This is a genomic window from Spiroplasma endosymbiont of Stenodema calcarata (assembly GCF_964031205.1).
Taxonomy (GTDB): Bacteria; Bacillota_I; Bacilli_A; order Mycoplasmatales; family Mycoplasmataceae; genus Spiroplasma.
In genome coordinates this window covers 960894-973906 of sequence record NZ_OZ035018.1, presented here as the reverse complement: position 1 = coordinate 973906, position 13013 = coordinate 960894, and the positions used below count along the sequence as shown (strand labels likewise).

Annotated in this window: 12 protein-coding genes; 10 read left to right on the top strand and 2 right to left on the bottom strand. The window is 28.6% G+C overall.

What is annotated here, in order from left to right; genetic code table 4:
- Positions 1-43 precede the first annotated feature (43 nt).
- From ACQH24_RS05210 to pheT, 3 genes are all read left to right on the top strand, one after another.
- Entirely contained in the window at positions 44-3259 is a 3216-nt protein-coding gene (locus ACQH24_RS05210) for an ABC transporter permease (protein ID WP_425379569.1), read from the top strand.
- Positions 3260-3564: 305 nt separating this feature from the next.
- Positions 3565-4602 carry a phenylalanine--tRNA ligase subunit alpha gene (gene pheS / locus ACQH24_RS05205; RefSeq protein ID WP_425379568.1) on the top strand — a complete coding sequence of 346 codons (1038 nt, stop codon included), beginning with the start codon at positions 3565-3567 and terminating at the stop codon, positions 4600-4602.
- A 10-nt stretch (positions 4603-4612) separates the two neighbouring features.
- Entirely contained in the window at positions 4613-7009 is a 2397-nt protein-coding gene (gene pheT / locus ACQH24_RS05200) for a phenylalanine--tRNA ligase subunit beta (RefSeq protein WP_425379567.1), read from the top strand.
- Positions 7010-7141: 132 nt separating this feature from the next.
- Here pheT and ACQH24_RS05195 read toward each other — a convergent pair whose 3' ends face one another.
- Both ACQH24_RS05195 and ACQH24_RS05190 read right to left on the bottom strand, forming a co-directional pair.
- A complete protein-coding gene (locus ACQH24_RS05195) occupies positions 7142-7540 on the bottom strand; it encodes a hypothetical protein (protein ID WP_425380697.1) in 399 nt (132 codons plus the stop codon).
- Between the two features lie 201 nt (positions 7541-7741).
- Positions 7742-7984: a hypothetical protein gene (locus ACQH24_RS05190; RefSeq protein WP_425379566.1), complete on the bottom strand. Its 243-nt coding sequence runs from the start codon at positions 7982-7984 to the stop codon at positions 7742-7744.
- Between the two features lie 141 nt (positions 7985-8125).
- Here ACQH24_RS05190 and ACQH24_RS05185 point away from each other — a divergent pair, with 141 nt between their 5' ends.
- From ACQH24_RS05185 to ACQH24_RS05155, 7 genes are all read left to right on the top strand, one after another.
- Positions 8126-8452: a hypothetical protein gene (locus ACQH24_RS05185; protein ID WP_425379565.1), complete on the top strand. Its 327-nt coding sequence runs from the start codon at positions 8126-8128 to the stop codon at positions 8450-8452.
- 49 nt (positions 8453-8501) lie between these two features.
- Complete coding sequence (locus ACQH24_RS05180; RefSeq protein WP_425379371.1) at positions 8502-9461, top strand: transposase; 960 nt, start codon at positions 8502-8504, stop codon at positions 9459-9461.
- 57 nt (positions 9462-9518) lie between these two features.
- Entirely contained in the window at positions 9519-9794 is a 276-nt protein-coding gene (locus ACQH24_RS05175; RefSeq protein ID WP_425379564.1) for a hypothetical protein, read from the top strand.
- Positions 9794-9970 (top strand): 50S ribosomal protein L32, encoded by a 177-nt coding sequence (gene rpmF / locus ACQH24_RS05170; protein WP_425379563.1) that lies wholly within the window; start codon positions 9794-9796, stop codon positions 9968-9970. The genes ACQH24_RS05175 and rpmF overlap by 1 nt, the downstream gene beginning before the upstream one ends.
- A 263-nt stretch (positions 9971-10233) precedes the next feature.
- Positions 10234-10665 carry a division/cell wall cluster transcriptional repressor MraZ gene (gene mraZ / locus ACQH24_RS05165; RefSeq protein WP_425379562.1) on the top strand — a complete coding sequence of 144 codons (432 nt, stop codon included), beginning with the start codon at positions 10234-10236 and terminating at the stop codon, positions 10663-10665.
- 3 nt (positions 10666-10668) lie between these two features.
- On the top strand, positions 10669-11610 hold the full coding sequence (gene rsmH / locus ACQH24_RS05160) for a 16S rRNA (cytosine(1402)-N(4))-methyltransferase RsmH (RefSeq protein WP_425379561.1): 942 nt from the start codon (positions 10669-10671) through the stop codon (positions 11608-11610).
- A gap of 37 nt (positions 11611-11647) precedes the next feature.
- Positions 11648-12991 carry a cell division protein FtsA gene (locus ACQH24_RS05155; RefSeq protein ID WP_425379560.1) on the top strand — a complete coding sequence of 448 codons (1344 nt, stop codon included), beginning with the start codon at positions 11648-11650 and terminating at the stop codon, positions 12989-12991.
- The last annotated feature ends 22 nt before the right edge of the window (positions 12992-13013 follow it).

The following is a 13013-nucleotide window of genomic DNA, read 5'->3' as shown; positions in this document are numbered from 1 at the left end:
ATAATAAAAAGAAGTTATTAAAAAATATTCAATGGGAGCGGTTATGCGTCAAATTTTAAAAAGCTATTTAAAATCATATTTTAAAAATTGAATTGAAGCGGGAGGTTTAATTCTTTTTGTAATTATTATTATTGCCACTATTGCTGGGATTTTATCCGGAGCGCTGCAATATAAATTAAAATATAATGATTTAACGCAAACTTCTCAAAAATGAGATTATTTCTTTGTTGGGAGTCGTAGTGGTTACAATGATAATTTTATTGAAAATTATTATTTACATAATGAATTTATTGATAAAAATAATCGCAAAGTTGAAGTTACTGGGAAACCTGAAGCAATTTTAGATGTAGATAGTATTTGATGAAAAACAGTCGAAAATAGTTGTCAGGCGATTTCTAATCCTGCAACCCAAAAGATTTGCCGTCTTAGTCAAATTATGAATAAGGTTGGCGAAATTGAAGCAAGTCGTGGACTTATTACAAATATTGATGGTGTAAATCCAATTGCGTGGTCATATTTTAAAAAATATGATTATAATCGTACGAAAGAACTTACCACGCGATTATTAACACAATCTCCACAAACGTCATATTCAGCTGGTTTTTTTGAGACAATTCAAATTACGCAACAAACAGCACCAAATTTTATTTTTTCAATTACATCTGCAGTTGTACCAAAGTTTGCATCTACAGAGGATACTAATTTTAATCAATTAAAATTGTACGCGGGATGGTTACCAGCAAGTAATAATGAAGTTGTTATTAGTAGTTTATTTGCGGAACAGAATAACTTTAAGATTGGCGATAGGATTGAAATAATTCCTAATAAACCGAAATTTGACTTAAAAATTGTTGGAATTGGAAATAAACTAGATAATTTTATTACTCAAACAAGTGGTGGATTAAAACCAACAAATAATAATGACATTGGAAAATATGGTATTTTGTTTACAACACCGAGCATGCTTAGTGAACTGAAGGATGCTAATGCGAAAGATGAATTAGGAATTATTAAATTTAGAATATCGCAAAAAGTTTTAATAAAATTAACTAATCCATCAGCAATTTTAACTTTAAAAAATGATTTACATCAGGCGTATATTAATCCAATAACAACATTAGTGGCCTATGAAGATGGTTACATTGCAGCACAAACGCAAAATATAAATATTCAAATTATTTTATATAGTGCGATTGGTAGTGTTTTATTATTTTTAGGCTTTAGTTTTATCAATTATATAATGAAAAAAGAAATGAATAAAACTAGGCGGCAAATCGGAATTTTTAAAGCCTTTGGATATCGGACGGCAGAATTATCATGAGCTTTTGCCACGAAATTCTTTTTAACAATGTTTTTTGGTGTAGGGTTAGGTTATTGTTTTAGTATTCCAATTCAAATCTATGTTAATACCTTATACACCTCAGGCTTATTAATTCCATTTGCTTTAATTTATGCCCCTTGACAATTCATGGTTATGTTATTTGTCGTGATACCAATCTTTTTTACGGGTTTATCGTTTTTATTTATTTATAGTTACCTGCGCAAACCAAGTTTAGCTTTAATTAATGGGGCGGATAAACTTCATTTCAATTTTTTAGTAACGGGAATTAAACATATCTTTCGGAGAACTAGTTTCTTATTTCGAATTCAATTAGCATTCACTTTAAAAGGTTTTTTAAAGTGAGCAGTTGTGATGTTTATTTTCTTTATTTCATCCTTGTTGTTTATTATTCAATTTAATGCAACTGATATTTTTACTGATATTGTTCATTCCTTTACTAATGTTTATCAAAAAGATGTTGATCATCGATTCCAATTTCCGAGTACTTTAATGGCGGCAACCCAGTATCAAACTCCAAGTGGGGAGGAAAAGTTACAATTGACTAATAATAATCACTTTCAAGTTAAACAAACAACAAATGTTGAAGAACTCCAAGCAGCCTCGTTGGCAACATTTTATCATCTTGCTAGTGAGATTCATAAAAATCCGGGGGATATTACGAATTTAAAAAAATTATTAGATTATGAACCAATTCATCAGTCAGTTTATTTATCTGATTTAACCCAAGTTATTAATGATTTATCATCAATTCCAGCGATTCCACTTCCTGACTGATTAAAAAATATTGTTAATTGAACGGGTGTTATTGATCAGAAACAAACTAAGACAGTTGTAAGTTTCAATACCTTATATTATAATCCACAGACAGAATTACCATTAATTAATTTACCAGTCGTTCCTAGTATCAATGAAACAGCAGTAATAAATGATGTTGTTTTAAAAGGGATTGAACCAGAAACATGGGATAAATTTTATCAAATGCAAGGGATTGATCATGACCTTGTTAAAAATCTATTAGCAGCACCATTAAGTCGAACCAAAATCCCCGCAATAATTTCGGAAAAAATGGCACGATTAAATAATTTACAAATTGGTGATTCATATGAATTTAGTATTAAAAATACTTCAACTTTATATAATATTTCAATTGTAGTTCAGGGGATTATCAAAAATGATACGACTCGTCGGAATGTCTTTGTTAATGCTGATGCTATTCGTAATTTCTTTTATGATTTTAGTGGCAATCCTGTATCAGAGTCATTTTATAATGGCGTAATTTCAAAAGAAATTATGGTTCGTGACAAAATTAATCCAAAAGTTTTATTAACAGGAAAACAAAATTATAAGATTACTTTACAAAATTTAGCAATTAATATTTTTAATCATGATGTTACTGATAGTTTACAAAAAATTATGAAAACTGTGACAAATGATGGTAGTGATATTAGTATTTTTATTGGACCAAATAATGTCGAAATGATTGCCTTACAAAAATTATTAGCCCAAGCTGGGTTAGGGGTATTGAATGATTCATTATTAATTTTACAAATTTTAAATGGTATGATTATCTTTATTATTTTAGCAGTGGTGACATCATCAGTAATTGATGAAGCAAGCCAAATTATTTTAACAATGCGTGCTTTAGGATATAAACCACGGCAAGTAAATTTCATTATTATTGGAAATTATGTCTTAGGGGTATTAGTGGTCTTTTTATTAGCTTATGTCATTTCTTTACTTGTGTGATATTTTGCAATTGATATTATTCTTCATCAGTTTAAATTTGTTATTAACTTACCGCTAAATTGACAAACACCAGTTAAGGTTGGGACAATTATTGGAACAATCTTATCATTATCATGATTTTTATCAATGTATTTAGTAAAAAAACGAAAACTAAATGAACTAATGGAATAAAATAAGTTATAATATGATTATAAAATTTCAGATTAAATCGTTGAATTAGGAGTAGTACTTATTATACTAAGGCACAGAGAAGTTATGTTTGGTGGAAATAACTGCTTAATTAGTTAGGAATTCACCTGAGGAGAGCTGCTAATCCCAGCCGGATTATTATTTTGATAATAATTTCGTTAACTGTAATTAAGACTAATTTATTAGTAAAAAAGGATGGTACCGTAAGCAATTACTCCTTGTTTATATTTTTTGATATAAGCAAGGTTTTTTTACTTAATAATCATTCATAAGGGGAGGAAAAGTCTATGGAAAAAGAATTAGAATTATTATTTACACAAGCAACTAAAAAGATTAATGCGGCAACAACCATAAGTGAAATAACAACTTTACAATTAGAATATTTAGGGAAAAAATCAACATTAAATGATCTTTTAAAAAAAATGAAGGATATTAGTCATGCAGAACGGTTAACGGTTGGAAAATGAGCAAATGAGGTCAAAGTAATTTTAATGGAATTATGTCAGACGAAACGAAGTGAGTTAGAAACCGCAAAGATAATGGCTCTGTTAGAACAAGAAAAAATTGATTTAACATTACCAGGTTATAATTTAGTGTTAGCAACAAAACATCCTTTAAATCAAGTTATTGCGGAAATTTCACAATTGTTTCAAGAATTAGGTTATGATATTGTTTTTGGAACCGAGGTTGAAGATGATGAATATAATTTTCAGCGATTAAATTTACCAATTGGGCATCCAGCGCGTGATATGCAAGATACTTTCTATTTGACAAAAAATATCTTATTGCGAACACATTGTACAAATATGACAGCACGGGCAATTTCAGAAATGAAAAGTAAAGATGAAATTGTGGCAATGATTTCAACGGGAAATACTTATCGCCGTGATGATGATGATGCCACCCATTCGCATCAATTTATGCAAGTTGATGGTTTTTTAATTGCGCCCCAAATTAGTTTTGCTAATTTAAAATGAACAATTCAATATTTTTGTCAAAGAATGTTTGGTAATGATACTAAGATTCGATTACGACCAAGTTTTTTTCCTTTTACGGAACCTTCAGTTGAAGTTGATGTTACTTGTGTCAATTGCCAGGGTACTGGTTGCAGCATTTGTAAGCAAACAGGTTGAATTGAAATTATGGGAGCAGGATTAATTAATCCTCTTGTTTATGAAGCTTGTGGGCAAGCTTCTGACTTAACTGGTTTTGCCTTTGGTATTGGCATTGAACGAATTGCAATGCTTAAATATGGCATTGATGATATTCGCCGATTTTATACCAATGATGTCCGCTTTTTAGCACAGTTTAAGAAATTTGATTAGGAGGTCAATAATGATTATTACAAGAAAATGATTAAATAAATATATTGATTTTGAAAATATTAGTAATGAAGAAATTATTGCAGCATTAAATAGTTTAGGATTTGAAGTTGATCGTACGCATAATTTTGATCGAAATAGTAATGTTGTTTGTGGCCGTCTTCAAGTTGTTAATGAAATTCCAGATAGCCATCTAAAATTTTGTTTAGTTGATACCCGTAAAGAATTAGTTGATCCAATTGTCTGCGGAGCTAATAATCCAATGGAAAATGGTTATACGGTTGTGGCACAACCATGGGCTGTTTTAGCAAATGGGATGGAAATTCAATCCCGTCAAATTAAAGGGTATGCTTCTGAAGGAATGCTTTGCTCATTAAGCGAGTTGGGAATTTCTGAACAATATTTAACAGAGCAAGAAAAAGAAGAAATTATTTTAACTTTTAATGAGAAGGAAATATCTTATGATATGATCGGAGATACTAATATATTAGAAAAAATTGGATTAACGGATTATCTTTTTGAAGTTGATTTAACATTAAATCGAAGTGATTGTTTAAGTACGTATGAATTAGCGCGCGAATTAGCACGTTATTTTAACCGTGAATTATATCCATTAGAACTTGAGTCAACAGCAAATTTAAAAGAATATCAAAATCCCTTACAAGTTATTTTGTCTTCACCAGCGGTCCAATCAGCAGTTAGTGTAAATGTAAAATTAACAGCAGAACAATTGCCATTAAAATTAGCAGAACGGGTTTGATTAAAAATTAACGAATATCAAGCAAATGTTGCTGATCCATTAGGAGATTTGGCAATTAAAACGGCTTTAGAAACAGGTCAACCATTATTAATTTATGATTTTAACAAAATTAAAACAATGTTAATAATCACTGATAGTTATGAAAATAAAGCTTTTAAAATAAAAAAAGGTGATTTAGTTGTCCTTGATGGTGATGAATTTGTTGAATTAATTGGTGTGCGAATAAATCCAGCTTATGCAGTAAACGATAAGACAACCGAAATAACTGTTTTAGCATTGCATTTAGATCATATTATAATGCGACAACAACAACGTAAGGTTGGTATTAGTAATATTAACTTGCAACGTTATATAAAACCGCTTAGTTATGCCACAGTTGGGTTAGGGTTATCACGTTATTTATATCTGTTAAAGATTAATGGCTTTTTACAAGAGTTATCGGTGTTAAATTTTATTAAAGAATATAAATCAGCAGTTGAACCAATTACAATTACATTAAGTGAAATTAATCAATTAATTGGTCATCAGTTTAAATTACAAGATATTAAAGCTTTATTAGAACCATTAACTTTTCGTTTAGAAGAAAAAGATGAAAAATTATTGGTAACACCACCAGTTAGTAGAACTGATATTTTTCAAAAAGCCGATTTAATTGAAGAAATTGCTCGTTTATTTGGATATGACCATATTGTGCCACAGCCACCAATATTACCTAACTTAGTAAAAGCAAAACGCCCACAAGAAAAAACAATGCAAAATTTTGAAACATTCTTGTTAAATAATGGTTTTTATCAGGCAAAAACTTATGCTTTAGTCAGTACAACGGAAATTGAAAGTTTTAACTTTTTTAACTATCAAAAACCATATCGTTTATTATCTCCTTTATCACAAGAACACGAGGTTATGCGCTTAAGTTTAACGAATGGTTTATTGGATAGTATTGGTTATAACAATGCCCGGAATAATAAAAATGTTAAATTATTTACTGTTGAAAAGATTTATGCAAATAATGGTGAAAGTTATTATCATGGTGCTTTTGTTAGTCAAGCTGAAATTATGCATAATAAAGTGACTGGGGATGGGGTAACAAATTCATATTATTATATCAAAAGTTTACTAGAAGCTTATTTACAAAGTGAACAAATTGATGTCAACGCGTTAACTTATCAATTAGCCCCGACTAATAGTGTTTATCATCCTTATCAAACTAGTCAAGTGTGATTGGGAAAACAATTGTTAGCAGTGCTAGGGGTAATTCATCCGGTGTATAGTAAAGAACGTGGATTAAAAGTACCAACTTATTTTGGCGAAATTAATTTTGAAGTTATTTTTAATTATTCAACAAAAAAAACAACTTTCTTTACTGATCTTTATAAATTTAGTGCAAGTAGTCGCGATATTTCAATTTGAGTTCCAAATGAATTAAGTTATCAAGATATTAAAAAAACAATTTTAACAGGAGTTAAAGATGTTGTTGGAATGGAAGTTATTGATCAGTATATTGAAGCAAAGGGAAGACCAAATCATTGTGCTTTAACAATTAGTTTTACTTTTAATAATATGACAAAACAATTAACAGAAGGCGATATTAATCAAGAATTTGATAAAATTAAAGCTAATTTAGAAAATCTAAAATTAGAAATTCGTTAACAATAAAATAGCTTTGAAATATTTTATCAAATTAGAAGATAAAGCAAAATAAAAGGATTAAATCTTTTATAATATGATTTAATCCCAAATAAAATTTCTTTTTTAAAATATTTTTTACTAATTTATTTGTATTTATTTCATTTTTTTAACATATTCATGTCATTCATCAATTGCCAAATAATAATTCTGATACTCTTCAGTATGGGTTGAAGGGTATTTAGCAATTAGCATTCCAAATATTATATTAACTAGCATTAAACGGGAAACATAACGCGGATTATCAACATAAAAATTTAATATTTCGGTATTTTCTAAAGTTAATTTTATCAAATTATCTGGTCCTTTATATTCCTTATTAATTGTTAATAAGATAATCTTAACATTTCTTTTATTGGCAATGTCAATTAAAAAATGATATTCTGCATCTTGCATACTTTTAGAAACTAAAATTAAAAGATCATTTGTTTCAAGAGTTTCGATAATTTGAATTGTTGCATAATAGTTTGCTAAATAAGTTGAATTATACTTTAATACATTTAAGTGGAGATTTAAGTTATCACAAAATAATCCATGGCGACTAATTCCTCAGATGACAATTCGGTTACTATGGTGAATACTATCAATGATTTGCTCTAATTGATTTATTTTTAAATTTCGATAAGTTTCATCTAGGGCATAAGTATGTAACTTGTAAATATTATTAATAACATTATGCAGTGTTGTATCATCTTCTTAAATATCAAATTCTTTAATGTTATTATATTTTCCAGCAACTCAGACCTTAAATTTACTATAATTTTCAAAACCCAATTTTTTAATTAACCGGCTTAAAGTGGAAGTATTAATAAAAAGGCTATCAGCTAATTCATTGATAGTTAATTCTAAGACACTTTGAATGTCGTTATTTAACTTTTCAATTAATTGAATTTGTAAATCAGTTAATTGATTTTCTTTGTCATATATTATAATCTTCATTTTTGATCTTCCTTTTTACACATTTATGCTTAGAAAATAAATGTATACTTATATTATAACAATAATTTTTAAAAAATTTTTTATTCCCCAAATTAATTGCGTAAAAAAATCTGATAAAATAAGGAATAGTGGGGGAAAATAATGATTTATACAGAAGCAGATTTGATTAAACAGCCAATAATTCCAATTGAAATGGAACTAATTATTAATGATAACTTACTAAGTTATTCACCAAATATTAGGGCCCTTAAAAATGTTAGAATAGAAGGGAAATTGCAGTATCATTCAAATCTTAATATTGTTAACATTGTGGCAACAATTAAAGGCAAAATTATCGTTGAAGATGCGCGAACTTTAGAGCATTTTGAGGTTGCAATTAATTTAGAATGAAACGATGAGTATAGTTTTAAATTTTTTAAAAAAAGTGATATTAACTTTAATTTTGTCGAAAACTCTTGATATTTATAGAATATATCTAATTTTAGGTATATTTTTAATATATAGAGGTAAATAATTGATGGAAAAAATAATTACAGAATTAAAAAACAGTTTTACAGATGATCAATTTTTAGAATTTGCTGAAAAAATAAAAAAAGAAGCAGAAGTAATCAAAAAACAAAAACGTTTAAATGAAATTGATCAAAAATTTAGAGATAAAGGCATTATATGTCCTGATTGTAAATCTTATCATTGTGTTAAAAATGGTCATAATCCCGAAGGAAAACAAAAATATTTATGTAAAAAATGTCGTGCTAGTTTTGATGCTTTTCGTCATCATTTTACTTATTGAAGTCATTTAAATTATGAACAGTGAAATTTATTAATTCAAATTTCATTATTAGGACAATCTAGTAAAATAATTTCCCGTTTTATTAAAACAACACCAAAAACTGCTTGATATAATCGTCAAAAATTAATGCAATCAAAACAATTAGAAAATACTCAATTAAAATTTAAAAAATTAAATGGTCAAATCCAAATTGATGAAACTTTTATTAAAGAAATCCATAAAGGTAATTTTAAAGATAAATTTGATAAACGAAAAACTCATCTTGATCCATTTTCAACTAATACCAAATGCTGTATTCAAATGGTAGTTGATAGCAATAATAATATTTTTGTTCAATCCACCAATACCAAACGATTACAAAAACAATGAATTATTGAAAATATGAATAAGCAATTAATTAAAGAAAAATCAATAATTATTTCTGACATGCAACCATTATATTTATTAGTAGCAAAACAAACAAATTCTACTCTATATTCTACCAAAACTAGTACAAATCCTGATACTAGTTATCGAAAGTTAAATAAGATTAGTAAATTACAATCGAGTCTTAAAGAAGCCTTAATTCATTATCATGGTTTGGGTTTCACTAATATTCAAAATTATTTAAATCTATGAAAATGAAAATACCAACATAAAGGTTTAACACCAAAACAACAATCAACGGTATTATATTTTAACGTTTAAAAAATTTAAAGCAAAATCATGATCTTAAACAAAATTATTTTTCAAATTGTCATATTGATGATTTTTTTATTTCATCAAGAGTTTTCGACAAAATTAAAGGATATTAATTATTTAAATGAAAAAAAATTTGATATAATAAAATATGCGTGAGATGAAATAATTATGAATATTCCTATTAATTTATCAAAAAATAGTGATAAAATAATTAGTGGTGATTCAACTTGGCAAGTTTTTACAGAAGAAGAATTTGCAGCATATCAGGACACACAAGCGGATTCACGATGAGAACAATTGCATGAAAAATTGGTTAAAACAACAAAGGAGGAGAAATAATGGCTGTACCATTTCGTAAAACATCCAAGCAGGCTAAAAGGAAACGTCGTACCCATTTTAAATTGGTTGGGGCAACTTTAGTAGCATGTAAAAATTGCGGTGCAACAATTAAACCACATCGAGTTTGTCGTGAATGTGGATATTATAAAAATAAAGAAGTTGTTAGAGTTGATTAATTTAATAAGTTTTTAATTAAGGGGATCTTTTAAGAAGATTCTTTTTTTGTGTTATGTTGGTAAAATTGTGCTTTCAGAAAAATAAAATTTTTTTTTTTTAAAAAAAAGAATCAAAAAGTAAAAACAGGACAAAAAATAGGATTTAAATTTGCTAATTTTTTTGGGGCAACAAAAACATTATTTATAAAAAAATTAATAAAAGTGTTGCAAAGTGGGAAAGTCTATCATATAATATGTAGGAAAGTGGGGGAGAATGGGATAAAATGGCATTATTAGGAACTTACAACCATACTTTAGATGACAAAGGAAGATTAACGATTCCTTCTAAAATGCGAGAGCAATTTAAAGATGAAAAAGTCTTTATATCTCTCGGTTTTGATGGTTGTATTGATGTTCGTAATGAAGCAGAATGGTTGAAGTGAACAGACAAAGTTGCTTCAACTGGACAAGCCACGCCCGAAGGACGGGCACTGACGCGGAAAATTATGTCAATGTCTGATGAAACTACTTTCGATAATGCTGGACGAATTAAAATTTCGTCTATTTTGCAAAATAAAGCAAATATTAGTAAAGATGTTGTTATTATTGGAAATAATGATCACCTTGAATTATGAGATCCACAAGCTTGAGATAATTATATTGATCAAGCCCCAGGAATGGAAGAAGCCGCTAAGAATTTTGAGGAAAAAATTTAGAATATGAAATTTAAACATCAAACTGTTTTATTACATGAAGCAATTGCTGGATTGAATATCATTGCCAATGGAATTTATGTTGATTGTACCTTAGGGCGTGCTGGTCATAGTTTAGAGATTTTAAACCATCTATCGACGGGAAAATTATATTGTTTTGAACAAGATAACGAGGCAATCATCGCTTCACAGCAAGTATTACAACAAAGTAAGTATCAAAATTATGAAATTATTAAAAATAACTTTGTTAATTTAGCAGCTGAATTACAGTTGCGGCAAATTAAAGTCGTTAATGGGTTCTTATATGACCTTGGTGTTTCATCACCACAATTAGATGATGATAAACGTGGTTTTAGTTATCGCTATGATAGTATGTTAGATATGCGAATGAACCAACAACAATCGTTAACAGCCCAAGTGGTTGTTAATACTTATTCAATGGCGGCTTTAGCAAAAATTTTTCAAGAGTATGGTGAAGAACCATTTGCTAAAGTTATTGCAAAAAATATTGTGACAGCACGTGCTGAACAAACAATTGAAACGACATTACAATTAGTAACAATCATTAAAAAGAGCTTGCCACAAAAAATCTTAAAAAAGGCAAAGCATCCAGCAAAACGTATTTTTCAAGCATTACGGATTGAAGTAAACCAAGAATTATTTGTTTTGCAAGAGTCGTTGCAACAAGCTGTTAAAATGCTTGCCATCAACGGCCGCCTAGTTGTTATTTCATTTCATTCGTTAGAAGACCGCATTGTTAAAAAATATTTTCAAACATTAACACAAGATCCAAACTATGAAATTAATCAATTATTACCAACGGTATCACATTTTGAAAGTAATTATCGCATTATTAATAAGAGGGCAATTGTACCAGCATTGGATGAACAAACTGTTAATCCGCGTAGTACAAGTGCAAAACTTCGAATATTAGAACGGGTGAAATAATATTTGAATTAAAAAATGCTAAAAGGAGGTGAACGAAATGGACTATAAGTTAAAAGAAGTTTATGCTGTGCTAGAGATTAAAAATTATAGTTTTAATTTTATGGTTGGTGTTTATAGCGAGTCACAGATTAAAGTACTTTATAAAAGACACTTTGAACATCATTTTTGTGATAATGGTGTTATTTTTGATGAAAAATATGTGGCAAAAGAATTAACAAGTTTAATTAAAGATGCTAATCGCCAATTAGGAATTATAATTGAACGGGTGGCAATTAGTATTCCAGCTAATAACATGACAATTAAAACTTCAACTAAAATTTTAAATTTAACACATGATCGGCTAATTACGAAAAATGATATTGATTCATTAATTACATTAGCAAAAGAAGTACCGTTATTAGATGATGAAACAGCTTTTTTTATTAGACCATATCGTTACATCCTAAATGAGGAAAAAGCATTATCAGCGCCACCAATAGGGCAGGCGGCGCATAAAGTAAGTATTAAGGCAATTGTTTATGTAACAAAAAAACAAATTATTCAAAGTATTTTTGCTACTTTAAAATATGCCAAAATAGAAATTATGGGTATCCTTCCAGAAGGGTTTAGTCTTGCATGAAATCTTGCTTCGCCAGTTGATTTACAGAACGGGATTACTATTATTGATTGAGATTATGACAATATTAAAGTTTACATCTTTGTTCGAGAAACTTTATGTGACCAAGTTATTATTCCGGGTGGAGTTAAAAAAATTATTAGCCGGTTACGTCATCTTCTAAATTGTGATAATAAGCAAGCACTAAAATATTTATATAAAATCATAAATTTAAATAATAATAGTAAAGATAATTTAATTATCTATAGTAAATATGATCATCAAAATCAAAAACAATTAAACTTTACCCATTATGAGTTAAGACGAATTGTTAACCATGTTTTAAGTGAAGAAATGGAAACTTTGCAGGAGAAATTAGCAAATAGTTTAGGGCGCTATAACTATCCAATGGTTATTGTTGGTGAAATTTTACGAATTAGTGGGTTTAAAGAAATCTTATTAGCATTAAACAAAAACCGTAATATTTCGGTTTATACTTCGCCAACATTAGGGGCAAAAGAACCATGATGTATTGGCTTATTAGGAAATATTTATTATCAACATTTGGCAAATAAAGTTAGTGCCACAAATGTTCAATCAGTTGATCATCGTTATATTCGCTATTTAAATAATAGTCTTGATAAAAAAGGACGCATGCTTCCCCCAAACAGTGAGACATGAGTACCTGCCCCTAGTGACACATCACAAGGAGCAGGGAACTTTAATAATCAACATTTAAATGGTTCACAACAATATCATCAAAAATATTACCAAAATATTAAATAAATAGTACAATATAGATATAAAA